The 23,796-nt window shown below is 66.6% G+C and carries 23 protein-coding genes, 1 tRNA gene and 1 pseudogene; 15 read left to right on the top strand and 10 right to left on the bottom strand.

Features of this window, described 5'->3' with window-relative positions; translation table 11 throughout:
- Window positions 1–232: 232 nt before the first annotated feature.
- Window positions 233–1,459, top strand: a complete 1,227-nt coding sequence (locus tag AQY21_RS01805) for an IS3 family transposase (protein ID WP_082657912.1) — start codon at window positions 233–235, stop codon at window positions 1,457–1,459.
- Between the two features lie 122 nt (window positions 1,460–1,581).
- On the opposite strand, the gene AQY21_RS01800 is transcribed toward AQY21_RS01805, so the two are convergent.
- Entirely contained in the window at window positions 1,582–1,827 is a 246-nt protein-coding gene (locus AQY21_RS01800; RefSeq protein WP_058096166.1) for a helix-turn-helix domain-containing protein, read from the bottom strand.
- A 191-nt stretch (window positions 1,828–2,018) separates the two neighbouring features.
- Between AQY21_RS01800 and AQY21_RS01795 the strand changes: the two genes are divergently transcribed.
- Window positions 2,019–2,348 (top strand): hypothetical protein, encoded by a 330-nt coding sequence (locus AQY21_RS01795; protein ID WP_058096165.1) that lies wholly within the window; start codon window positions 2,019–2,021, stop codon window positions 2,346–2,348.
- A 253-nt stretch (window positions 2,349–2,601) separates the two neighbouring features.
- Here AQY21_RS01795 and AQY21_RS01790 read toward each other — a convergent pair.
- Window positions 2,602–2,676: transfer RNA gene (locus AQY21_RS01790), tRNA-Gln, on the bottom strand.
- Window positions 2,677–2,771: 95 nt separating this feature from the next.
- Here AQY21_RS01790 and AQY21_RS01785 point away from each other — a divergent pair.
- Complete coding sequence (locus AQY21_RS01785) at window positions 2,772–3,980, top strand: NAD(P)/FAD-dependent oxidoreductase (protein ID WP_058096171.1); 1,209 nt, start codon at window positions 2,772–2,774, stop codon at window positions 3,978–3,980.
- Here AQY21_RS01785 and kdsA read toward each other — a convergent pair whose 3' ends face one another.
- Genes kdsA through AQY21_RS01770 form a run of 3 tightly spaced genes read right to left on the bottom strand, consistent with a single transcriptional unit; the run spans window position 3,981 to window position 7,202 of the window.
- Window positions 3,981–4,814, bottom strand: coding sequence for a 3-deoxy-8-phosphooctulonate synthase (kdsA, locus tag AQY21_RS01780; RefSeq protein ID WP_058096164.1), 834 nt, complete (start codon window positions 4,812–4,814; stop codon window positions 3,981–3,983).
- Window positions 4,811–6,565, bottom strand: a complete 1,755-nt coding sequence (locus tag AQY21_RS01775; RefSeq protein ID WP_058096163.1) for a hypothetical protein — start codon at window positions 6,563–6,565, stop codon at window positions 4,811–4,813. The genes kdsA and AQY21_RS01775 overlap by 4 nt, the downstream gene beginning before the upstream one ends.
- A complete protein-coding gene (locus AQY21_RS01770) occupies window positions 6,549–7,202 on the bottom strand; it encodes an ABC transporter ATP-binding protein (protein WP_058096162.1) in 654 nt (217 codons plus the stop codon). The genes AQY21_RS01775 and AQY21_RS01770 overlap by 17 nt, the downstream gene beginning before the upstream one ends.
- Before the next feature lie 199 nt (window positions 7,203–7,401).
- Between AQY21_RS01770 and AQY21_RS01765 the strand changes: the two genes are divergently transcribed.
- Both AQY21_RS01765 and AQY21_RS01760 read left to right on the top strand, forming a co-directional pair.
- Window positions 7,402–8,019: a uracil-DNA glycosylase family protein gene (locus AQY21_RS01765; protein WP_058096170.1), complete on the top strand. Its 618-nt coding sequence runs from the start codon at window positions 7,402–7,404 to the stop codon at window positions 8,017–8,019.
- Window positions 8,003–8,755: a hypothetical protein gene (locus AQY21_RS01760; RefSeq protein ID WP_058096161.1), complete on the top strand. Its 753-nt coding sequence runs from the start codon at window positions 8,003–8,005 to the stop codon at window positions 8,753–8,755. The genes AQY21_RS01765 and AQY21_RS01760 overlap by 17 nt, the downstream gene beginning before the upstream one ends.
- A 75-nt stretch (window positions 8,756–8,830) precedes the next feature.
- Here AQY21_RS01760 and AQY21_RS01755 read toward each other — a convergent pair whose 3' ends face one another.
- On the bottom strand, window positions 8,831–9,391 hold the full coding sequence (locus AQY21_RS01755; RefSeq protein WP_058096160.1) for a DUF882 domain-containing protein: 561 nt from the start codon (window positions 9,389–9,391) through the stop codon (window positions 8,831–8,833).
- 332 nt (window positions 9,392–9,723) lie between these two features.
- Between AQY21_RS01755 and AQY21_RS01750 the strand changes: the two genes are divergently transcribed.
- The 4 genes from AQY21_RS01750 (at window position 9,724) to AQY21_RS01735 (ending at window position 14,106) form a co-directional block, all read left to right on the top strand.
- A complete protein-coding gene (locus AQY21_RS01750) occupies window positions 9,724–11,331 on the top strand; it encodes a murein L,D-transpeptidase (RefSeq protein WP_058096159.1) in 1,608 nt (535 codons plus the stop codon).
- Between the two features lie 26 nt (window positions 11,332–11,357).
- On the top strand, window positions 11,358–12,452 hold the full coding sequence (locus AQY21_RS01745; RefSeq protein WP_058096158.1) for a UDP-3-O-(3-hydroxymyristoyl)glucosamine N-acyltransferase: 1,095 nt from the start codon (window positions 11,358–11,360) through the stop codon (window positions 12,450–12,452).
- 47 nt (window positions 12,453–12,499) lie between these two features.
- Window positions 12,500–12,760, top strand: a complete 261-nt coding sequence (locus AQY21_RS01740) for an acyl carrier protein (RefSeq protein WP_058096157.1) — start codon at window positions 12,500–12,502, stop codon at window positions 12,758–12,760.
- 137 nt (window positions 12,761–12,897) lie between these two features.
- Entirely contained in the window at window positions 12,898–14,106 is a 1,209-nt protein-coding gene (locus AQY21_RS01735; RefSeq protein WP_058096169.1) for a beta-ketoacyl synthase, read from the top strand.
- A gap of 36 nt (window positions 14,107–14,142) precedes the next feature.
- Here AQY21_RS01735 and AQY21_RS01730 read toward each other — a convergent pair whose 3' ends face one another.
- The 4 genes from AQY21_RS01730 to AQY21_RS01715 all read right to left on the bottom strand — a co-directional run bounded on the left by AQY21_RS01730 (window position 14,143) and on the right by AQY21_RS01715 (window position 18,045).
- Window positions 14,143–15,369: an MFS transporter gene (locus tag AQY21_RS01730; protein ID WP_152988055.1), complete on the bottom strand. Its 1,227-nt coding sequence runs from the start codon at window positions 15,367–15,369 to the stop codon at window positions 14,143–14,145.
- A gap of 7 nt (window positions 15,370–15,376) precedes the next feature.
- Window positions 15,377–16,015: a bifunctional 4-hydroxy-2-oxoglutarate aldolase/2-dehydro-3-deoxy-phosphogluconate aldolase gene (gene eda, locus AQY21_RS01725; RefSeq protein ID WP_058096156.1), complete on the bottom strand. Its 639-nt coding sequence runs from the start codon at window positions 16,013–16,015 to the stop codon at window positions 15,377–15,379.
- A gap of 183 nt (window positions 16,016–16,198) precedes the next feature.
- A complete protein-coding gene (locus tag AQY21_RS01720; protein ID WP_058096155.1) occupies window positions 16,199–16,819 on the bottom strand; it encodes a DUF1190 domain-containing protein in 621 nt (206 codons plus the stop codon).
- Between the two features lie 2 nt (window positions 16,820–16,821).
- On the bottom strand, window positions 16,822–18,045 hold the full coding sequence (locus AQY21_RS01715) for a glutathionylspermidine synthase family protein (protein ID WP_058096154.1): 1,224 nt from the start codon (window positions 18,043–18,045) through the stop codon (window positions 16,822–16,824).
- Between the two features lie 212 nt (window positions 18,046–18,257).
- Here AQY21_RS01715 and AQY21_RS01710 point away from each other — a divergent pair, with 212 nt between their 5' ends.
- The 6 genes and pseudogenes from AQY21_RS01710 to AQY21_RS27430 form a co-directional block, all read left to right on the top strand.
- Entirely contained in the window at window positions 18,258–19,859 is a 1,602-nt protein-coding gene (locus AQY21_RS01710) for an ABC transporter substrate-binding protein (protein ID WP_058096153.1), read from the top strand.
- 108 nt (window positions 19,860–19,967) lie between these two features.
- Window positions 19,968–20,960 (top strand): ABC transporter permease, encoded by a 993-nt coding sequence (locus tag AQY21_RS01705; RefSeq protein WP_058096167.1) that lies wholly within the window; start codon window positions 19,968–19,970, stop codon window positions 20,958–20,960.
- Window positions 20,957–21,862 (top strand): nickel transporter permease, encoded by a 906-nt coding sequence (gene nikC / locus AQY21_RS01700; protein WP_058096152.1) that lies wholly within the window; start codon window positions 20,957–20,959, stop codon window positions 21,860–21,862. Before AQY21_RS01705 ends, nikC begins: the two co-directional genes overlap by 4 nt.
- Window positions 21,859–22,713 carry an ABC transporter ATP-binding protein gene (locus AQY21_RS01695; protein WP_058096151.1) on the top strand — a complete coding sequence of 285 codons (855 nt, stop codon included), beginning with the start codon at window positions 21,859–21,861 and terminating at the stop codon, window positions 22,711–22,713. Before nikC ends, AQY21_RS01695 begins: the two co-directional genes overlap by 4 nt.
- A 46-nt stretch (window positions 22,714–22,759) precedes the next feature.
- Window positions 22,760–23,515 (top strand): ABC transporter ATP-binding protein, encoded by a 756-nt coding sequence (locus tag AQY21_RS01690; RefSeq protein ID WP_058096150.1) that lies wholly within the window; start codon window positions 22,760–22,762, stop codon window positions 23,513–23,515.
- A 62-nt stretch (window positions 23,516–23,577) separates the two neighbouring features.
- Window positions 23,578–23,796 (top strand): annotated as a pseudogene (locus AQY21_RS27430) (transposase); the annotation flags it as partial.

The following is a 23,796-nucleotide window of genomic DNA, read 5'->3' as shown; positions in this document are numbered from 1 at the left end:
SCTTCGACAGCGCTCTCAGGCTCTCTTGACTATTTTGTATTGCTCGACGGATTGCCTCTGTCGTCGTGGCGCTCCCATGAAGAATCTGTCCCATAGCGCATCCCTCCAAGCTTGGGAAAACAATGCACCATCAAATGCCGGGATCAAACACCTAGCTAAGGGGTTAAGAATTCATATGAACTGGCCCCCCTTTCGACCGGACACTTGGGCATGACCATGGAGGCTTAGGCATATGCCTGAGCACGTGCTTATGTCTGAGATAGAGATCATCGCCGATGGCGGCCGTCGCCGCCGCTGGACCGCCACCGAGAAGCTGCGGATTGTCGAAGAGACGCTGGACGACCGGTCCAGCATCTCGGTTGTGGCGCGCCGGAATGGCGTGGCGCCGAACCTGTTGTATCGTTGGCGGCGGCTCATGCTCGAAGGGGGGAGTGTCGCCGTGGCGGAAGACGATGATGTCACCAGCAACAAGATCGTCCGGCATCTGGAGGACCGCATCCGCGAACTCGAGCGCCAGCTCGGTCGCAAGACGCTCGAGGCCGAGATCCTGCGGGAGGGCCCTGGACAAGTCACGGTCAAAAAAACCGACCTTGCTCGCGCGGTCGCCGCTGAAGGGCGATTTCCAGTGAAGGTCGTGGCGGAAATCCTGTGCGTGGCCCGCTCGAACCTGATCGTTCGGTTGAACGGCAGGACGCCGCCGCGTCGGCGCTATCATAAAGCGCAAGACGCGCGGGTGGTGCCGTTGATCACGGCGCTCGTATCGGCGCGCCCCACCTATGGCTACCGGCGGATCACGGCGATCCTGAACCGCCAGTTGCGGTCAGAGGGTCTGGCACCGGTCAACCACAAGCGGGTCTACCGGATCATGCAAACCCATAACTTGCTGTTGGCGCAGAAATATTCCGAGCGGCCCCAGCACGTTCACGACGGAAAGGTGATTGTCATGCGCTCGAACCTGCGCTGGTGTTCAGATGGCTTCGAGTTCACCTGCTGGAACGGCGACATCGTCCGCGGCGCCTGCCTCATCGATGCCCACGACCGGGAAATCATCGCCTGGCGCGCAGTGGTCAACGCCGGGATCAGCGGCTCCGAAATCCGCGACATCATGCTCGAAGCCGTGGAACGCCGCTTCGGCGCATACCGCGCGCCCTCGGTCATCGAGATGCTGTCCGACAACGGGTCGCCCTACATCGCCAAGGACACGCAGATCTTCGCCCGCCAGTTGGGGCTGAAGCCCTGCGTCACGCCGGTCAAGAGCCCGCAAAGCAACGGGATTTCGGAGGCATTCGTGAAGACGCTGAAGCGCGACTACGTCCAGGTCACGCCATTGCCGGACGCGCAGACGGGCCTTGGATTGATCGGCACCTGGATCGAGGATTACAATGAAAACCACCCGCACTCAGGGCTGAAAATGCGCTCGCCACGCGAGTTCATCGCAGCTCAAACCGCAATCGCCTGAGTGTCCGGTGAAATGGGGGCAAGACCATCATAGGCATGCTGGTTCCTCTCAAGGCGCAGTCTGAGTAGCCCATAGCCTTTTCCCACCATAGCGTTGGTTACCCAGCGGCGTAAAGCGAGGCTCTATGCTTGATCGTTGTTGTTTTCGGCTTCACCGATCATCGCGGTAAGGCTCGTGTCCAGAGCATCCGCCAGTGCCTTCATCGTGCCAAGACTGGGCTGGTGCTTCCCGCTCTCAAGCAACGAGACATAGCGCATGCTCAATCCCGCCCGGAACGCAAGCTCCTCCTGCGAGAGGTCCATGTTCTTGCGATGCCTGCGCAGCACCCGCGCATAGGCCAGGAGAAAGGTGTCGGGGTCGGTATCCATCCCCGCGCACGAGCAAGACTTATCCCACTTTCTCTATGAAGTATTTTATGAAAAATGGATTCTAGGAAGTATTTTGTGAGTGGGAGCACTTCGTGATGGGTGAACGACAGACAGGGTGTGTACCTGCCATGGCAATCTCTCTTCGGTCAGCTTTGGCTGGTGTCGTGGTCGCTACACTGGCAGGATCAGGGTTGGCGCAGACCTACAACGCAACCTATGGGGACGCCGCGAAGCATTTCTGCCGGGAGGTTCCCAAGAATGCAGAACTGATTTACAAAGCCAAAGCCTCCGGGATGCTCAAAGCTGAATTCCAAGCTGTATACGAAAAGTTCTTCGAGAACATCGAGGATGAGAACCAAAAGGCTCTTGCAGCTCCTATGGTGGTCGTGGGGTTATGGCTGACGGATCGTGTCTGGAGTTCCACGGCAGAATCCGATTCCCTTCGGCAGTCGCTGAGTCAGACCTACCAGCGGGAGTGTCAGGAAATGCTGTACGAACTTTTGGTGGAGCAGGCTGGATAGGCTTCCCGTGCCTGAACCAGGATGCAGTCTTTGCCCGAGGCTCCAGCGGTCTCGGGCGGCCTTACAGTTTACCTCACCAACCGACCTGACAGAGACGACCCATGGGGCATCTCTTGGGGCATAACCACGCCCGTTGCCCAATCGGCATCACGACGCAGATCACGCGCCAATCCGGGCCAACCCATCGAAAAGGTTCGGAAAAACCCTGTCCCTGAGGACAGAAAATATCATCTTCTCAGCAGCTTGGATGATTTGGCTGGGGCGGTAGGATTCGAACCTACGGTACACGGTACCAAAAACCGTTGCCTTACCACTTGGCCACGCCCCAACTTGTGGAGGCGTATCTAGCCAAGGCGGCGGAGGGGTGCAAGAGGCAAAAGGAAAAATCTTGTGGCTTCCCTGCAGGCACTTTATGCGCCCGGCATGGAACAGGTGGATACCGTCATTTTTGGCGCCGGAGCGGCCGGGCTCTTTTGCGCCGGCTCGATTTTGCAGCAGTCAGGCGACCAGGCAGGGAGGATCCTCGTGCTGGATCACAGCCGCGCGCCGGGCGAAAAGATTCGCATCTCGGGCGGTGGGCGGTGCAATTTCACCAACCTCGCCAGCGGGCTCGACCGCTTCGTTTCTGACAATCCGCGCTTTGCCGCGTCGGCCTTGGCTGGGTTCTCGCCGACGGACTTCATTGCCATGGTCGACCATGCCGGCATCGCTTGGCACGAGAAGACGCTGGGCCAACTGTTCTGCGACGGCAGCGCGCGGCAGATCATCGACATGCTGCTGCATCGCATGCGTGGCGCGGAATTGCGGCTTGGGACGGCCGTCGAAGCGGTGGAGCGCACGGAACAAGGGTTTCTTGTCGCCAGTTCGGGCGGGCCGCTGGCCGCGCGCCGGGTGGTGGTGGCGACGGGCGGCAAATCGATTCCAAAGATGGGCGCAACGGGAATCGGCTATGACATCGCCGCTCGGTTCGGGCTTGCGCTGGTCGAACCGAGGGCCGGGCTGGTGCCGCTGACCTTCGCCCAACAGGATCTGGAGCTTTGCCGGCCGCTGGCCGGGCTGTCGGTGACGGCCCAGGTCAGCCATGGTACCGGACGGCGGCGCACCAGCTTTCGCGACGGGCTGCTGTTCACCCATCGCGGTTTGTCGGGGCCGGCGATCCTGCAAATCTCGAGCTTCTGGCGCCCGGGAGAGGAGATCGCCGTTGATCTGGCACCGGACACGGATGTTGCGGCAGGGTTGCGCGAGATCCGCGGCCAGGGCGGACGCATGACCGTGGCCTCGGCGCTGTCGCGCTGGCTGCCCGCCCGGCTGGCCGAGGCGATTGCCGTCGAGATGGGGCTAGCGGGGGCAAGGCTGGCAGACCAGCGGAATGCCGCGCTCGAACGCTTGGCAGGGCGGGTGAACCGCTGGCTGCTGCGCCCGGTCGGCAGCGAAGGCTGGCGCACGGCCGAGGTCACGGTCGGCGGCGTCGATACGCATGCGCTCGATTCCCGGACCATGCAGGTGAAATCCGTCCCCGGCCTTTACTTCATCGGCGAGGTCGTCGATGTCACCGGCTGGCTCGGCGGCTATAATTTCCAATGGGCCTGGGCCTCGGCCCATGCCGCGGCCAAGGCCATTGCGGCCGGCTGATCAGCCCATCACCGGATCGGATTTCGCCAGCGCGTCGAAGCGCATCAGCGAGGCGATCAGCGCCGGCATGCGGTCCAGATGAATCATGTTCGGCCCGTCCGAAGGCGCGTTGTCAGGATCCTGATGCGTCTCGATGAAGACGCCGGCGACGCCCAAGGCCACCGCCGCCCGTGCCATCACCGGCGCGAATTCGCGCTGCCCGCCGGAAGAGCCGCCCTGGCCGCCCGGCTGCTGCACGGAATGCGTCGCGTCCATGATCACCGGCCAGCCGGTCCGCGCCATGATCGGCAGGCTGCGCATGTCCGCGACCAGCGTGTTATAGCCGAAGCTGACGCCGCGTTCGGTTAGCAGGATGCGCTTGTTGCCGGTCGAGGCGACCTTCTCGGCGACATTGGGCATGTCCCAGGGCGCAAGGAACTGGCCCTTCTTGATGTTCACCGCCGCCGGGGTCTCGCCCGCCGCCAGCAGCAGGTCGGTCTGGCGCGACAGGAAGGCGGGGATCTGGATCACGTCGACCACCGAACCGGCCAGGCGCGCCTGCTCGATGTCATGCACGTCGGTCAGCACCGGGCAGCCGATGCGGCGGCGCACCTCGCCGAGCATGTGCAGCCCCTCGTCGATGCCGATGCCGCGCCGTCCCGTCAGCGAGGTGCGGTTGGCCTTGTCGTAGCTGGCCTTGAAGACGAAGCCCGCGCCGGCCTTGGCGCAGGCCTCGGCCACCGTCTCGGCGATCATCAGCGCATGGTCGAGGGTTTCAAGCTGGCAGGGGCCGGCGATCAGCCCCAGGGGGCGGTCGTTGCCGAAGGTGACATTGCCGATCTGGACATGTTTCATGAGGATACCTGTTCGCGCAGGATCGAGGCCGTCAGCGAGAGCATCAGGTAGATGCCCGAAAACACCAGGAAGGCCACGATCGTGTTCTGGAAAGCCTTGGGATAGGTCGCCTCGTCCGGCGGCACCGGCGCGACCGAGAGCGAGAGATAGCGCACCTGCTTGTTGGCCTCGATCCGTGCGGTCTCCATCTGCGCAGCGGCGGTGGCCAGCAATTCCTGCCGGGTGAGAAGCTCGGATTCGGCGATGCGGATCTCGCCCGAGATGGTGGCCAGCGAGCCACGGGCGTTGCTGCCCTCGGTCAGCTGGCTGCGGGTCTGGGCCAGCATCTCCTGAAGCCGGCCGATATCGCCCTCGACGCCGGCGACGCGGCTGGCATTGGGGCGGAGATTCGATTTCAGCTGGCCCAGTTCCAACCTTTTTTCCGCCAGCTGCCGTTCCAGCTCGGCGATGTGGCCCATGATGACGCTGCCCTCGGCCGCGGGATCGAGCACGCCCAGCCTCTGCTGCAATTCCTGCACCCGGCGCTGCGCTTGCAGCACCTTTTCCTCGGCATCCTGATAGCTTTCGACCGAGCCTTTCATCTGGTCCTCTCGCAGGCGCGCGGTCATCTGGTCCACCTGGCCCTCGGCATATTTTATCAGCGCCAGCGAGAATTCCTGGCTGAGCTTGGGATCCGGGGCGATCACCTCCATGTTGATGACCCCCTCGGTCGGATCGTAGCCGATCTTCACCGAGTTCCGATAGAGTTTGTAGGCCTGTTCGTTCGTCGCAGCCGGCGCCAGGCGCAGGATCGGGTCGATGGCCGGATCCTGGAAGGCGCGCTTGAAGCCCAGATCCCGGTCCAGCCGCAGCATGGCATCGCGCGAGGTCAGATAGCTCTGCACCGAGACCGAGTCGGTATTGGTGGCCAGTTGCGTGCCGCCGAACAGCCCGCCCAGCCCGCCCGAGCTGGATTGCTCGGCCTGCTGGATCTGGAACTGCGAGACGGTGGCGTAAAGCGGCGTGGCGACGAAGAAATAATACCAGCCCGCGATCAGCGTCGGCAAGCCGACGAAGGCCGCAAGCCGGGCAAAAAGCATCAACAGCCTGCGGCGGCGGCGGCGGGCGATGTCCTGCTGGATGCGGATGATCTCGGCCGCGCGGCGATCTTCGGTCAGCGCCTCGCGCGAGGGCAGGTTGGTCGAGCCGGGCGCCAGCGGCGCGATCTCGGTGCCGCGACGCCGGTTTGCGCCGTCCTGACGCGTCGGCACCGGCATATTGGCGCCGGAGGCGGATGCCGCCGCCTGGGCCTGAACGCGTGCGCCTTCTTGCGAGAGGATCTTGGCGACCGAGGCGCGGTGGAACGGATCGATGCCGCGGTCGCGCAGCAGGATCACCGCCTCATGGTCGGATGCGGCCTCGATCTCATGCATGGCGGCGATGCGGCGGGCCATGCGCAGTTGCCGGTCGGTCAGGTTCTCGGCCCGCACCGCGGCGATGCGTTCGGCCAGCGGCGGCTTGTCCTGCCCGGGCCCGGCCGGTTCCTGCGCGGCGCCGGGAAAGCGCATGTCGCCGAAACCATCCTCCTCGGTGGCGAAAAGCTGATCGGGCTGCGGATGGGGTTTCTGGCCGGCGGATGTGGATTCGGCGCGTTTCTGGACCTCGACCTGCACCTTGCGCGCCACCCCCTCCGCGCCCGGGCCGTGGCTGACCGCCAACACCGACTCTTCGCGGTTGATGCGATAGGCGCGCGCCTTAGGCGGTGTAGTCATAATATTGCTTCGCCTCTCCGAGGGTTTCGAACTGATATAGCTTGCCGTCGCGCAGAACGGCAGCGGAATTGCAGAATTTTTCAATGGTTTGCGCCTGGTGCGACACCACGACCACGGTGGCGGACTTGAGGCGTTCGTAAAGCACCGTCCCGGCCTTGCGGTTGAACTCCGGATCGGTGGTGGCGGGCATGCCCTCGTCGATCAGATAGATGTCGAATTCCAGCGCCAGCATCAGCGAAAAGGTGAAGCGCGCGCGCATGCCGGCGCTGTAGGTGCCGACCGGCATGTCGAAATATTCCTCGATATCGGCCATCCAGCGGCAAAAGGCTTCGACATAATCCGGGTCCAGCCCGTAGATGCGGGCGATGAAACGCGCATTCTCGTTGGCGCTGAGCGACGAGGTGATGCCGCCCATAAAGCCCAGAGGGAACGAGACCCGGCATTCGGTGCGGATCGTGCCCTCGTCCGGCTTTTCCAGCCCGCACATCATGTTGATGATCGTGGTCTTGCCGGTGCCGTTCGGCGCCAGGATGCCCATCGACTGCCCCAGCTCGATCCGGAACGAGGCGCGGTCGAGGATCACCTTGCGCTGGGTTCCGGTCCAGAACGATTTGGAGACATTGTCGAATTCGATCATCTGGCCGTCCTGATCCACGCGCCTGCGCAGGCTGGTAATGGTTACGACATACACGGTCCCCGCCGTGGCCCGAAACCCCGGCCGTGGCAGGCCGGACAATAGGCCCGGGGGCCTGCGCTGTCCACCATGGCAAGCAATGCTTGATATATCGTGAATGCCGGGCCTTTTCCCACGGGAGCGGCGTGCCTATCTGCCGGACATGCCCGCCCCGACCAGTATTCTCCGCGAGATTTCTGCCTGCCGTCTCTGTGCGCCGCGCTTTGCCTTGACGGCCACGGCGCACAGCCCGCGGCCGGTGGCCTGGTTCCGTCCCGGCGCGCGCATCCTGGTTGTCGGTCAGGCGCCGGGCATGCGGGTGCACCTGGCCGGGCGCCCCTTTGCCGACCGCTCGGGCGACCGGCTGCGCGACTGGATGGGCGTGTCCGAGGCGGAGTTCTACGACCGGGCGCGCATCGCCATCGTGCCGATGGCCTTCTGCTTTCCGGGCTATGACGCCAAGGGCTCGGACCTGCCGCCGCCGCCGATCTGCGCGCGGACCTGGCGCACGCGCGTCATGGCCGAGCTGCGGCCGCGGCTGACGCTGCTGGTCGGCGGCCATGCGCAGCGCTGGCATCTGGGCGCGGCGGCGCGCGGCGGGGTGACGGAAACTGTCGCCGGCTGGCGCGCGCATGCGCCGCACATCTTTCCCTTGCCTCATCCGTCCTGGCGCAATACCGCCTGGTTGCGGCGCAATCCCTGGTTTGAGACGGAATTGCTGCCCGAGTTGCGCGCCGCCATTGCCACCCAGTTGAGAGAAACCGATGACCCCGCTGGATGAACTTTGCCAGGTTCCCTTTCACGAGGCCGATGCGCCTGTCCGGGCCCGTATCCTGTCGCGCCTGGCCGATACGGAGCTTTTCGCCGCGCTGCTGGCCGAGCCGGCCGACGACCGCGCCGAGCTGCGGCTGTTCGACCTGCCCGAGGGGTGGTTTGCCCTGGCCTGCGACCGCGAGGAGCGGCTGGCCGGTTTCGTCGGCGGCCCTGTCGCCTATCTCGCTCTGCCGGGTCGGGTGCTCGCGGCGGCGCTGGCCGAGGAGGGGCGGGGCCTGCTGGTCAATCCCGGCCATGCCTCGGAGCTGATGCTGGATGCGGGTGTGCTGGGCTGGCTGGTGCAGGCGCTTCAGGCCCGGCCCAGCATGGCGCCGCAGGAAAGCGCGCGGCGGCTGGGCGCGCCCTCGCCCGAGGCCGTGGCGCTGCTGGCCGAGCCCCTGGCGCAGCGCTTGGGCGACATGGCCGGGCTGGTCGGGCGGCTGGCGCTGGTCGCGGCCGAATGGCGGGACGGCCGGCAGGGCCATGCGCTGATCCTGACCGGCGTCGCCCCGGCGCATGAAGGCGGGGTGGCCAAGGCGCTGGCCGAGTTGCTGGCGTTTCTGCCCGAATTGCCCGGCGGCGTCGATATCGGCTTTGCCGAACGGGACCTGCCGCCCGCGGCGCTGATTCTGGAGCCGCCGCCTCCGCCTCCCGCGCCCGAGCCCGTGCGGCGCGATCCTTCGGCGCCGCCGCGGTTACGCTAGGGCGGCGCGGGCAAACGAAAACCCGCCCCTCGGGGCGGGTCTTTGCGTGATCGCCTAAAGTTGATCGGTCGCGAGTCAGGCGCCCCAATGGCGGATCGGGCCACAGTCCATATGGACAAAGTTGGAGCGCGAATATTTGCCGACCCCGCCAGCGTTGCAGGCGGCAGCGGCCTTGTACATCTGCGAGACCGAGCGCGATTTCAGGCGCAGGTCGGCAGCCTTGCCCACCATGTGCAGCGAGTTCCTGGCCACGCCCGAGGAGCGCGAGCGCAGCATCGCGTTGGTCTGGGGCGAGCGATAGCCCGACAGCATCATGTAGGGTTCGTTGGTTTGCAGCAGCCTGTGCGAGGCTGCGGCGATGTCGATCGTGCGCGGGTCGATTCCGATCGCCTGGCCGGTCCGCCAGTCGCGCATGAAGATGTTGATTTCATTGAGGGCATCCCGGATATACTTGCCTTCGACCCAGTAGACCGTGTCGATGCTTTCGCCCGTGCGCCCCGAATACATGCGAATGCGGCGGATATCGCCGGCGCCGCGCAGAAGACCGAAGGCATTGGCCATAACCGGCGCTGCTGCCACCGTGGTCGCCGCGAAGACGCCAAGGATTCCCCGACGCGAGAGAGATTCGAACGTCATGTCAGATCGCCTGTCCTGCTTTCGTTGTTTTTGCCGCCCGTTGAAACGGCCCGCTCCGGTTTAGCCGGAGCCGGTTAAGAATATGTCACCAGCGCGCGAGCGGAGGGAAGCTTTTCGTTCCACTTGCAGCGGAGTTCCGCCATTCTCGGCGAGAATCCGCCGAAATCGGAGCGATTCGGAACCAAATCCGATGTTTTTGCGCGGCCGTGTTTGCCTTGCATCACTGATGCAAGAAAAAACCGGCCTCGCTGGACCGGAATCGGCGCAGGTGCGAAGATTTGCCGCAGAAGCAAAAGGAATATGAAGTGCGCTCTACCGGGCCGATTCGCGTAATGGTTGTTGCGGCCGTTCTGGCGGCCATGCCGCATCTTGCGGCCGCCCAGGCGCTGGATGCCGCGCCGGTCGCTGCGCTTCCCGCGCCCAGGCTAAGCTTTTCCGAGCAGGAAATGCAACTGGCCGAGCAGGTTGCCGACCATCCGGGCCTGGCGGATTTCTATGGCACGAACGGGCTGAAGCCGGTCTTCATCGGCGCCGAGGGGGCCCCGCGCCGCGCCGCGCTGATCGAGGCTCTGGGGCAGGCGGCCTCGCATGGCTTGCCGGCCGGGCGTTATCGCCAGGCCATGCTGCGCAAGCTTGATCGCGAGGGTGCGGATACGGTCGAGGAGGAGATCCGCTTTGCCCGCGCTTTTGCCGACTGGAGCCGCGACGTGTCGGACGGCATCCTCGACCCCCGCAATGTCGAGCCGGGCATCAAGCGCGAGGTGCAGCGCCCGCGCACTGGCGATCTGTTACGCGCCTTTGCCGCCGCTGCCGATCCGGCATCCATGCTCGCCACCCTGCCGCCGCAGGATCCGCGCTACGAGGCGCTGCGCCAGGCGCTGGCACGGCAGTCGCGGCTGGTCGCCCCGGCCGATGCGCCGCTGGTGCCCGAGGGGCTGTGGCGCGAGGGAGCCAGCGATCCTGCCGTCGCGGCGCTGCGCGTGCGCCTTGCCTCGGTCGGCTTCGCCGCGGCGCCCACGGGCAGCCCGCTGACCTATGACGGGGCGCTGGCGCAGGCGGTTGCTGCCTATCAGCAGGCGGCAGGACTGCCGGCGGATGGCGTCGCCGGGCCGCGCACGGTCGCGCGGCTCAACCGCGGCACCGGCCCCGAGGCCGAGGCGATCCAGGTGGCGCTGGAGCGGATGCGCTGGATGCGCGGCCACGACCTGAACGCTCGCCACGTCTGGGTGAACCTGCCCGAGTTCAACGCCCGCATCTATGAGAACGGTCGGGAGATCTTCGAGACCCGCGTGGTCATCGGCAAGGCCAATCGCGAATTCGAGACGCCGGAGTTCAGCGAGACGATGAAATATATGGTGGTCAACCCGCGCTGGAACGTACCGCGCTCGATCACCGTCAAGGAATACCTGCCGCGGCTTCAGGCCAACCGCTACGCGGTTTCCCATCTCGACGTGGTGGACGGGGCCGGTAACGTGATCGCGCGCGACCGCATCGATTTCCGCAAGTACAGCGCCAAGACCTTTCCCTACCGCATGCGGCAGAAACCCAGCGACGACAATGCGCTGGGGCAGGTCAAGTTCATGTTTCCCAACCCCTGGAACATCTATCTGCACGACACGCCCACCAAGCATCTGTTCAACCAGTCGAGCCGCGCCTATTCGCATGGCTGCATCCGCGTCGGCCGGCCTATCGACCTGGCGCATGAACTGCTGAAGGGTCAGGTCGAAAACCCCGAGGCGGTGTTTTCCAAGGCGCTGAAGTCCGGGCGCGAGACCTATCTAAACCTGCGCCCGCCGGTGCCGGTGCATCTGGTCTATTTCACCGCCTTCCCGGACGAGACCGGGCAGATCCGCCGTTTCCCCGACATCTATGGCCGCGATGCGCTGGTGCATGCGGCGCTGGTCAAGGCCGGGCTGGATTCCGCCGCTGCGGATGAATAGATGAACCCCAAGCAAAGGGGAGCCGCATGACACTGACCATCGCCGAACTGGCCCGCGCACTCGATGCCCGCCTTTGGGGCGACGGCAGCCTGATCGTCAACGGCGCGGCCGAGGCCGGCCAGGCACGCCAGGACCAGATCGCGCTGGCAACCTCGCCCGCCTATGCCGAGAAGCTCACGCCGGGCGGCATGGCGCTTTTGGCCGAGGGGGCCGACCCCGAGGCGCTGGGGCTGCGCGCCGCCATCCTGGTCGGCCGGCCGCGGCTGGCCATGGCCGGGCTGACGCGGGCCTTCGATCCCGGCCCCGGTATCGCGCCCGGCATCCATCCCAGCGCCGTGATCGACCCGACGGCCGAATTGCCCGAGGATGCCGCCATCGGTCCCTTCGTGGTCATCGGCCCGCGGGTGCGGATCGGCGCGGGTGCGCGCCTCGCCTCGCATGTCTCGATCGGCGCGAACACGGTGATCGGGCGCGATGCGCTGATCCATGCCGGGGTGCGCATTGCCCATGGCGTGACCATCGGCGACCGGGTGATCCTGAATCCCGGGGTCTCGCTGGGCGCCGACGGGTTCTCCTTTGTCACGCCCGAGAAATCCGGCGTCGAGGAGATCCGCGAATCCCTGGGCGAGCGGCACGAGATCCGCCAGCAGCACTGGACCCGCATCCATTCGCTGGGCGGGTTGGAGATCGGCGACGATGTCGAGATCGGCGCCAATTCCACCGTGGACCGCGGCACCATCCGCGCGACGCGGATCGGGCGCGGCACCAAGATCGACAACCTGGTGCAGGTCGGCCATAATTGCGTGGTCGGCGAGGATTCCCTGCTCTGCGGCCTCGTGGGCGTCGCCGGTTCGGCCCGGATCGGCAACCGCGTGGTGCTGGGCGGACAGGTCGGCGTCTCGGACAACATCTTCGTCGGCGACGACGTGATCGCAGGCGGCGCGACCAAGATCTTTACCAACGCGCCTGCCGGGCGGGTGCTGCTGGGCAGCCCGGCGGTGAAGATGGAGACCCATGTCGAGGCGCAGAAGAACATCCGCCGCCTGCCGCGACTCTATGCGCAAGTGGCCGAGCTTCGCGAAACTGTTAAGAAACTGCTCGACAAGGGCGACGCGGAATAGCATTTCCGCAGGTAATCGCCCCTGACCGGGACAGAACGGAGGCCGAGATGACAGAAATCCGCGACCGCATCATCCAGATCATCGCAGAACAGGCGATGCTGGATCCGTCCGAGCTGAAGCTCGAGATGTCGCCGCAAGAGATCGGCATCGACAGCCTGGGCCTCGTCGAATCCATTTTCGCCATCGAGGAGGCGTTCGACATCTCGGTGCCCTTCAACGCCAACGAGCCCGAGAAATCCGACTTCGATATCTCGAGCCTCGGCGCCATCATCGGCGCCGTGGAAAAGCTGGTCGCTGAAAAGGCATGAACGCCAAGAGGAACAAGGGCGAGAAACCGCCGAAAACCCCGCGAAAGCCCGGCAAGGTCAAGGGCAAGGTCAAGAGCGCGACGAAGATCGCCCGCACCATGCTGGGCCGCGTCATCATGGGGCGGCACGCCAACGGCATGCGCCGCGTCGCCATTACCGGCATGGGCACCGTCAACGCGCTTGGCCGCGACGTGCCCTCGACGCTGGAGGCCATGCGCGAGGGGCGCTGCGGCATCGGCCCGCTGGAGTTCCGCGACGTCGAGCGGCTGGCGATCCGCATCGGCGGCCAGGTCCGCGACTGGGAGGCCGAGACCTATTTCAACCGTCAGCAGATCGTCCTCTATGACAAGTTCACCCAGTTCACCCTGCTGGCCGCGCGCGAGGCGGTGACGCAGTCCGGGCTGGTCTTCGAGGGCGAACTGGGCCTGCGCTCGGGCGTGGTTCTGGGCACCGCCGCCGGCGGCATGAACACCTGGGACGAGAATTACCGCACCGTCTATGAGGAGGGGAAGAACCGCGTCCATCCCTTCGTCGTGCCCAAGCTGATGAACAACGCCGCCTGTTCGCATCTGAGCATGGAATACGGGCTGCTGGGTCCCAGCTTCACCGTGGCCACCGCCTGCGCCAGCTCCAACCACGCCATGGGCCTGGCCTTCAACATGGTGCGCTCGGGCGCCGCGACGGTGATGCTGACCGGCGGGTCCGAGGCGATGCTGTGCTTTGGCGGCGTCAAGGCATGGGAGGGGCTGCGCGTCATGTCCAAGGACGCCTGCCGGCCGTTCTCGGCCACCCGCAACGGCATGGTGCAGGGCGAGGGCGCGGGCGTCTTCGTCTTCGAGGATTGGGAGCACGCGGTGGCGCGCGGCGCCGATATCCTGGCCGAGGTGGTGGGTTTTTCCATGTCGGCGGATGCGCAGGACATCGTCATGCCCTCGGCCATCGGCGCCGAGCGTACCATCACCGGCGCCATGCTGGACGCGCATATGCGCCCCGACGAGGTCGGCTATATCAACGCCCACGGCACCGGCACGGCCGCGAACGACAAGACGGAATGTGCCGCGGTGGCCCATGCCTTCGGTCATCATGCCGACCGGCTGATGATCTCGTCGACCAAGTCCATGCACGGCCACCTGATCGGCGGCACCGGGGCGGTCGAGCTTTTGGCCTGCATCATGGCGCTGCGCGACGGCGTCATCGCGCCGACCATCGGCTATGAGGAGCCGGACCCGGAATGCGCGCTGGACGTGGTGCCGAATGAAGCCCGCGAGGCCAGGGTCGAGGCGGTGCTGTCCAACGCCTTCGCCTTTGGCGGGCTGAACGCGGTGATCGCGCTGCGCAAGGCTTAGGGGCCGGTTGCCGCGCGGCGGGCGCGGCAGGCCGCCTTACCGCGCCGCCTCGCGCGGGCGCAGCATCAGCCACAAGAGCGCGCCGCCGGCCAGCACCAGGAAGGGCAGCATGGCCAGGTTGACCGCGTTCCAGCCGGCCTGGGCCGAGCCGCCCATGCAGTTCATCAGCCCGCCCGAGGACAGCGAGGCCAGGAACACCCCGCCGAAGACCACGGCATCGTTCAAGCCCTGCACCCGCTCGCGCTCCTCGGGGCGATAGGCGCGGGTCAGCATGGCGGTGGCGCCGATATAGCCGAAGTTCCAGCCCAGCCCGAGCAGGATCATGGCGATGAAGAAATGCGCCAGATCCACCCCGGACAGTGCCACCGCCCCCGCGCCCGCCAGGATCGCCAGGCCGACCATGACGATGCGCGTGGCGCCGAAGCGGGCGATCAGGTGGCCGGTAAAGAACGAGGGCGCGAACATCGCCAGCACATGGCCCGAGACGATGTTCGCCGCGTCCGCCGTCGCAAAGCCGCAGCCCACCACGGCCAGCGGCGCCGAGGTCATGACCAGGTTCATCAGCGCATAGGACACCATGCCGCAGATCATCGCCACGGCGATCTGGGGCACGCGCAAGAGCTCGCCCAGCGGCCGGCCTTCGGTCTGGCCGCGGACGGGCGCGGGCGGGCGCGGAATGTCGAGAAAGGCGAAGAGCACCGGCCCGAGCAGGTTCAGCCCGATGATCGCCGCATAGGTGGCGAGGAATGGGATGGCGGTCACTTCGGCGGTCAGCCGCACCAAAGCGGGGCCGGTGAAGGCGGCGGCAAGCCCGCCCGCCAGCACCCAGGAAATCGCGCGCGACTGGAACTCGGGCGGTGCGCAATCGGTGGCGGCGAAGCGAAAGAAGCCCTGCGCCGCCATATAGACGCCGGTGAACAACGCGCTGGCGGTGAACAGCCAGAAGCTGCCGCTGGCCAGGGCATAGGCGGCGATGGCCGCCCCCAATGCCGCCGAGCCGCAGGACAACAGGAACCCCGCCCGCCGGCCGTGCCGGCGCATGAAGCCCGAAAGCGGCCGGGCGGAGAGCGCCGAGCCCAGGATCATCATCGACAGCGGCAGGGTGGCGATGCAGGGATTGGGGCTCAGCATCTGGCCGGCCAGCCCGCCGACGATGAAGATCATCGACATCTGCGCCCCGAGCAGCGCCTGCGCCAGCAAGAGCACGATGACATTGCGCCGGGCGCGGCGCATCGGATCGGTTTCGGCCAGGGTCATCGCCATGGCGGGTCTAGCGCAGGGTGCTCGCGTCGCGGGCGCGGGCTTCGATGGCTGACCAATCCCCGGCGGCGACATCGGCATCCGGCGCGATCCAGCTGCCGCCGACGCAGATCACGTTCGGCAGCGCCAGATAGTCGGGGGCGTTCTGCAAGGTGACGCCGCCGGTCGGGCAGAAGCTGACCTGCGGCAGCGGCCCGGCCAGCGATTTCAGCGATTTCGCGCCGCCCGCGGCCTCGGCCGGGAAGAATTTCAGCATGGAATAGCCCAGTTCCATCGCCCGCATCACCTCGGAGGCGGTAACGGCGCCGGGCAGCAGCGGCAGGCCGATCTCCTCGCAGGCGCGGGCCAGCCGCTCGGTCAGGCCGGGCGAGACGGCGAAGCTGGCGCCGGCCTCCTTGGCCCGTTTCGCGTCGTCCGGGGTCAGCACCGTGCCGGCGCCGACATGGCCGCCCGGCACCTTGGCCATCGCGCGGATCACGTCGAGCGCGGCGGGCGTGCGCAGGGTCACCTCGAGCACCGGCAGGCCGCCGGCGACCAAGGCCGTCGCCAGCCCTTCGGCGCGGCCGGCGTCGCCGACGACCAGGACCGGGATCACCGGGGCGAGTTCGCAAAGCGCGCGGGTGTTCTGGGACTGGGCGGCAGGGGTCATGGCGGGCCTCGTTCTTGCGGAAATCTGGCGGCAGGTTGCGCTTTTCCGCGCCGCTGCGCAAGGGTTTGTGTTAGCGGTAACTGCCGCGGGGATGCCGGCTTCGCCGGGGAAGGGGCTGTCCGCCCCCTCTTGCGGCTGGCGCCGCAATTCACCCCCGAGGGTATTTCGGCAACGAAGAAGCCGTCAGCCGCCGAAACTGCTGCGCCCGCCCGAGCGTGCGGTGGCCGAGGCGCCGAAGCCGCCGCGCTGGCTGACCTGGGCCGCGCTCATCGGCGGCTTGCCGATGGTCGAGGGCGCGCGCTGAAAGGTCGCGGCCGGCACCTTGCCCGCGCCGCGATTGCTGGCGAAGCTCTGGTCGCCCTTGGGCGTCGAATAGCGGCCATCCGCCGTGCGCACCATCGGCTGCGAGGAGATGCCGCCGCCGCGCGACAGCATCGAGCCCATCATGTAGCCGACCAGCAGCGGCATGAAGGAAAAGCCGCCGCCCGAGTTCTGCGCCTCCTGGGTCTGGGCCGGATCGCCGCCGCAATTGCCCACGCCATGCTCCTGTTCGCAAAGCTCCTTGGATTCGTAGCGCGGGGCGGTTTCCTGGAATTCCTTCTGGGCGGCGGCGAAGTTCTGACGGCAGTCCTCCTCGGTGAACCACAGCGTTTCCTGCTTGCTGGCGGCGATGCAGCTTTCCAGGTCGGGAAAGCTTTGCGCGTCCATGCGGTCGTCCTCGCAGGCGGCGAGCGCCAGCGTCGCGGTTCCGGCCAGCACCAGCGCGACATGGCGCGAGCGTTTGCGGGGGAGGCGTTCGGTCATGGTCAGCCCTCGATGAAATGCGGCTTGAAGCGCGACAGGTTGTGGGTGATGGGCGAGCGGTCCTCGCGCAGACCGAGGCCGCAGCAATTCTCACCCACGATCCAGGCGCCGAGCACCGGGTGGAAGCCGCCGAAATCCGGCAGCCGGGCAAGGCCCTGCACGATCATCGGATGGTGCGAATAGCTGTCGTCGCCGGTGCGCGCCACGTCGCGGCCCTGTTCGCGGATCACCACCCCGGCGCCCTCGCGCGAGAAGATCGGCTTCGTCACATGGCCATGGGCCAGGGTCTCGCGCGCGGTCTCGAAAGCCTGGGCCACTGCGGCGGCCGGATTGCCGCCGGTCAGCGCCTCCTGCACATCGGCGAGGAAGAAGGCGGGCAGCAGGTTCGGGTGGCCGGGGAACATCTGCCACAGGAGCGGCAGGATGCCCTTGTTCGACAGGATCGCCTTCCAGGGCGGCTCGATGAAGCGGGTGCCCGAGCTTTGCAGATGCGCGGCGAATTCGTCGCGCAGCATGTCCTCCCAGGGGTAGAGCTTGAAGAGCGTGCCGATAATCCGGGACTGGTCGTCGGCGAACTGGCCCTCCTCGGTCAGGCCGATCTGCGAAAGCGCGGTGAAATGCGCGCCCAGGCCTGCCTCGCGCGCGGCCCAGGCCAGGGTCTCGACGGTGGCGTAATCCTCGAGGTTATCGGGATCGGCGGCGAAATGCACCTCTTCGCCATCGGCGCAGATCTGGGTCCAGCGCGCCACGATCGCCTCGTGGATGCTGTTGAACTGGTCGGCATCGGCGTCGAGCACGCCCGCCGCCTGCTGCTGTTCGAACCAGAGCCACTGGAAGCTGGCAGATTCGTAAAGCGAGGTCGGCGTATCGGCATTGTATTCCAGCAGCTTGGCCGGGCCGTTGCCGTCATAGGCCAGGTCCATGCGGCCATAAAGCTCGGGCTCGCCCCGCGCCCAGCTGGCGGCGATCAGATCCCAGTGCTGGCGGGGAATGTCGAGCCGGGCCAGCCAGGCCTCGTCGCGGACGGCACGGTCCACCGCCTCGCGGCACAGCGCATGCAGTTCGGTGGCGGGGGCTTCGATATCCTCCTCGATCTCGCGCAGGGTGAAGCGATAGGCGCTGGTCTCGTCCCAATAGGGCTCGCCGCCCATGTCGGCGAAGGTGAAGCCCAGTTCCTCGGCTTTGTCGCGCCAGCCGGGCCGCTCGGGAAGGGTGCGTTTTTCCATGGTCTCTCCTTCAGCCCGAGATAGGACGGGCCCGCGCCCCGGTGCAAGCCTGCGCGGCGATTTTCCTTGCCGGGCGGCTTGGCGCATCGGCTGGCTTTCGCGGCCCGGCTTGCGCCCCGGCACGGGGGGCTTGCGACAAGCCGGGCTTCGCGCCAAGCTGCTACCATTCCAGCCCCGCGAGCGACGGGGCGCGACAACAGGGAAGTCCCATCATGCAGAACCGTTTTCCGCTTCGCGCGCTGCTTCTGGCCTCGGCCGTGGCCATGGCGGCGCCCGTCTCCGCGGCCTGGGCCGAGACCCCCGCCGACACGCTGGTGATCGCGCATCAGATCGACGACATCATCAGCCTCGATCCCGGGCAGAGCTTCGAGTTCTCGGGCCAGGACGTGGTGCATAGCCTCTATGACCGGCTGGTCGATTTCGATCCGCTGGACCTGAACGCCGGCATCAAGCCCAGCCTGGCCGAATCCTGGGAGGTCAGCGAGGACGGCAAGACCATCACGCTGACCATGCGCGAGGGGGTGAAATTCCATTCCGGCAACCCGGTCCGGGCCGAGGACGCCGCCTGGTCGCTGCAACGCGCCGTCAAGCTGAACAAGTCGCCGGCCTTCATCCTGAACCAGTTCGGCTTTACCGCCGATAACGTGGACGAGATGGTGACCTTCGACGGCAACAAGCTGATCCTGAAGCTGGACCAGCCCTATGCGCAAAGCTTCGTGCTGAACTGCCTTGCCTCCGAGGTCGGTTCGGTCATCGACAAGGAAACCGCCATGCAACATGCCGAGGGCGAGGATTTCGGCAATGCCTGGCTGTCCACCAACGATTCGGGCTCCGGTCCCTACACGCTTGGCGCGTGGCGGCCGAACGAGGCCGTGCAACTCGTCGCCAGCGAGGAATACTGGCAGGGCGCGCCGGCGATGAAGCGGGTGATCGTGCGCCATGTGCAGGAGAGCAGCGCCCAGCGGCTGCTGCTGGAACAGGGCGATGTCGACGTGGCGCGCAACCTGACCCCGACCGATGTCGAGGGCATCGCCGGCAATGACGAGCTGAAGGTCGCGGACGAGTTGCGCGGCCGCATCCTCTACATGGGTCTGAGCCAGAAGGACCCGCTGCTCCAACGCCCCGAGATGATCGAGGCGATGAAATACCTGATCGACTACGCGGGCATGGAATCGAGCTTCCTCAAGGGCCAGTGGAAGGTGCACCAGAACTTCCTGCCCGAAGGCTATCTGGGCGCCTCGGACGAGAACCCCTGGACCTATGACATCGAGAAGGCCCGCCAGATCCTGAGCGATGCCGGCATCACCTCGGGCACGGTCAAGACCGTCGTGCGCGACATTCGCGAATATGTCGACGCCGCCCAGACCCTGCAAGCCGCCATGGCACAGGTCGGGCTGACGCTGGAGATCCAGCAGATGACCGGGGCGCAGGTGCTCGATGCCTATCGCGCGCGGCAGGTGCCGGTCTTCATCGGCGAATGGGGGCCGGATTACGCCGATCCGAACACCAATGCCTCGACCTTTGCCCATAACCCCAACAATGCCGACGATGCCGGGCTGTCGCAACTGGCTTGGCGCAACAGCTGGGCCGTGCCGGACGAGATGAACCAGGCTGTCGAGGCCGCCACGCTGGAGGGCGATACCGACAAGCGCGTGCAGATGTATCTGGACATCCAGAGCCAGTATCGCGAGATCGCGCCGATCATCCCGATGTTCCAGAAGATCGAGCAGGTGGCGATGCAGCAGAACGTCCAGAACTGGACATCGGGCGGCTCGGTCACCTCGGTCAACTATCGGCAGGTGACGAAGGAATAAGGCGTGGTCCAGCCCGACATGACCGGCCAGCCGGGGCGGGGCACGCCACCCCCGGCCGGGGGCGTGCCCTCGGCCCGGGCCGCGCGGTTGCGGCGGCGGGCGCGCAGCCTGGGCGGGCTGGTCCTGTCGCTGGCGCTGACCCTGCTCGGCCTGCTGCTCGTCACCTTCGTCATCGGCCGGGTCATGCCCATCGATCCGGTGCTGAAGGTGGTGGGCGAGCGGGCGACGCAGGCGCAATACGAGGCGGCGCGCATCGCGATGGGCCTCGACAAGCCGCTGTGGCAACAGTTCCTGCTGTATATGGGCGAGGTGCTGCGCGGCGATTTCGGCCGCTCGATCTCGACCGGGCATCCGGTGGCGCAGGACCTCAGGCGGGTGTTTCCGGCGACGGTCGAACTGGCCAGCCTGGGCACGCTGATCGGCGTTTGCGTCGGCGTGCCCTTGGGCGTGGTCGCCGCCGCGCGCCGGGGCGGCTGGATCGACCAGATCGCCCGCGTGGTGGCGCTGGTGGGCTATTCCATGCCGATCTTCTGGCTGGGGCTGATGGGGCTCTTGCTGTTCTACGGCATCCTCGGCTGGGTCGGCGGGCCGGGTCGGCAGGGCATCATATACGACGGCATGGTACCGACGGTCACCGGGCTGATCCTGGTCGACAGCCTGATCGCCGGCGACTGGGCCGCCTTTCGCGACGCCTTCAGCCATATCGTGCTGCCGGCCAGCCTGCTGGGCTATTTCAGCCTGGCCTATATCAGCCGCATGACCCGCAGCTTCATGCTGGAACAGCTTTCGGCGGAATATGTCGTCACCGCCCGCGTCAAGGGCCTGTCCGAGCGCCGGGTGATCTGGGGCCATGCCTTCCGCAACATCCTGGTGCCGCTGATCACGGTGATCGCGCTCAGCTTCGGCTCGCTGCTCGAAGGCTCGGTGCTGACCGAGATCGTATTCTCATGGCCCGGCATCGGGCAATATATCACCAAGGCGCTGCTGGCCGGCGACATGAACGCCGTGCTGGGCGGCACGGTGGTGGTCGGCACCTGCTTCGTGGCGCTGAACCTGCTTTCCGACATCCTCTACCGCCTGCTGGACCCGAGGGCGAAATGACCGAAACCACACGCGCATGGCTTCTGTCCGACGCGCCGCAGACCCGGCGGCAGGCTCGGATGGGGGCGCTCTATCAAGGCTGGCTGACCTTTCGCGCCAACCGGCTGGCCATGGTCGGGCTGGCGATCCTGATCCTGCTGGTGCTGGTGGCGGCCTTCGCGCCCTGGATCGCGCCGCAGAACCCCTATGCCCAGAACCTGGCCGAGCGGCTGAAGCCGCCCTCGGCGCAGCACTGGCTGGGCACGGACGCGCTGGGGCGGGACATCCTGTCGCGGCTGATCCATGGCTCGCGCGTGACGCTGTTCATCGTCGGCACGGTGGCGCTGATCGCGCCGGTGATCGGGCTTTTCGTCGGCACGGTGGCGGGTTTCGCCGGCGGCTGGGTCGACCAGGTGCTGATGCGCATCACCGACATCTTCCTGGCCTTCCCCAAGCTGATCCTGGCGCTGGCCTTCGTCGCCGCGCTCGGCCCCGGCATCGGCAATGCGGTGCTGGCGCTGGCCGTCACCTCATGGCCGCCCTATGCGCGGCTGGCGCGGGCCGAGACGCTGACCATCCGCAACGCCGACTATATCGCCGCCGCCCGATTGCAGGGCGCGGGGCCGCTGCGGCTGCTGATCGGCCATATCTGGCCGCTTTGCGTCAGCTCGCTGATCGTGCGGGTGGCGCTCGACATGGCGGGGATCATCCTCTCCGCCGCCGGGCTGGGCTTCCTCGGCCTGGGCGCGCAGCCGCCGATGCCGGAATGGGGGGCGATGATCTCGGACGGGCGCACCTATATCCTCGATTTCTGGTGGGTCGCCGCCATGCCCGGCATGGCGATCTTCATCGTCTCGCTGGCCTTCAACCTGCTCGGCGACGGGCTGCGCGACGTGCTGGACCCCAAGGGAGGCCGCGAATGAGCCCGCTGCTTTCGGTCAGGAACCTGCGCGTCGACTTCCCGACCCGCTCGGGCATGTTCGAGGCGGTGCGCGGCGTCGGCTTCGACCTCGGGCGCGAGCGGCTGGGCGTGGTCGGCGAAAGCGGCTCGGGCAAGACCATGGCCGGCCGCGCCATCCTCGGCCTCGTGCGCCCGCCGGGCAAGGTCACGGCCGAGCGCATGGAACTGGGCGGCGAGTCGATCCTGAACCTGCCCGAATCCCGCATGCGCCGGCTGCGCGGCTCGCGCATCAGCATGGTGATGCAGGACCCCAAGTTCAGCCTGAACCCGGTAATGACCGTGGGCCGGCAGATCATGGAGGGCTACCGCCTGCATACCGGCGAGAGCCGCGCCGCCGCCCGCGACAAGGCGCTGGAGATGCTGCGCGCAGTGCAGATCCGCGACCCCGAGCGGGTCTTTGACGCCTATCCGCACGAGGTCTCGGGCGGCATGGGCCAGCGCATCATGATCGCCATGATGCTGGCCCCCGACCCCGAGATCCTGATCGCGGACGAGCCGACCTCGGCGCTGGACGTCTCGGTCAGGAACGAGGTGCTGCGCATCCTGGACCGGCTGGTCGGCGCCCGCGGCATGGGGCTGATCTTCATCAGCCACGACCTGAACCTGGTCGCGCAATTCTGCGACCGCGTGCTCATCATGTATGCCGGCCGCGTGGTCGAGGAACTGCCCGCCCGCGACCTGCATGCCGCGCGCCACCCCTATACGCAGGGCCTCCTGAACAGCCTGCCGCGCCTCGACCGGCCGGTGGAACGCCTCGCGGTCCTGCGAAGGCAGCAGGGTTGGCGCGACGCCCCGCCGGAGGGCGCGGCATGACGCGGCTTCTTCGTTGCCCAAATACCCATCCGCCCCGGTGCAACCCATGCTGACGGTCGAGGATCTGGATGTCTGGTTCGGCCATCCGCCCGAGCGCGTCGATGCGGTGCAATCGGCCAGCTTCACCGTCCCGCAAGGCGAAAGCTTCGGCCTCGTCGGCGAAAGCGGCTCGGGGAAATCGACCATCCTGCGCGCCATCGCCGGGCTGATCGACACCTGGTCCGGCCGCATCGAGGTGGCGGGCGAAACCATCGCCGGCCGCCACCGGACCCGCACCTTCCACAAGACGGTGCAGATGGTGTTCCAGGACCCCTATGCCAGCCTGCATCCGCGCCATTCCGTGGATCGGGTGCTGTCGGAAACCCTGCGCCTGCAAGGCATGGACCGGGTCGACCAGCGCATCACCCGGCTTCTGGACCAGGTCGGGCTGGGGCAGGGTTTCCGCTTCCGCTATCCGCACCAGCTTTCCGGCGGCCAGCGACAGCGGGTCGCCATCGCCCGGGCGCTTGCGGCCGAGCCGCGGCTGCTGCTGCTGGACGAGCCGACCTCGGCGCTGGATGTCAGCGTGCAGGCCGAGATCCTGAACCTGCTCTGCGACATCCGGGCCGAGCGCGGCCTCACCTATGTCATGGTCAGCCACGACCTCGCGGTGGTGGCGCATATGTGCGACCGGCTGGCGGTGATGCGCGCTGGCCGGATCGTCGAGCAGATGGATACCGCCCGGCTGCGCGCCGCTGCGGCGCAAAGCGATTATGCCCGGGCGCTAATCGCGGCCAGCACCGGCTACAGGCGCCCTGCCTAGGCTCCAGACCCATTGATTGCAGGCCTTTGGCGTGCTTCAGGCTCCGCAAGGAGAGCTGATCGATGAGCAATCTTTTCTGGCTGAGCGAGGCGCATATGGAGCGGCTACGGCCCTTCTTTCCCAAGAGTATCCGAAGATCAGAAAACAGTCCGGGGGACTGTTTTCCTGAGGATGGGCAAGCCGCGCGTGGATGCCCGGCATGTGCTGAGCGGGATAATCTTCGTCAATCGCAATGACTTGCGGTGGTGTGACGCGCCGAAGGAATACGGCCCGGCCAAGAC

The sequence above is a fragment of the Paracoccus sp. MKU1 genome (genome assembly GCF_001447385.1).
Taxonomy (GTDB): Bacteria; Pseudomonadota; Alphaproteobacteria; order Rhodobacterales; family Rhodobacteraceae; genus Paracoccus.
Note: the sequence above shows the minus strand (reverse complement) of the source record. Positions and strands in the feature narration are given on the sequence as shown.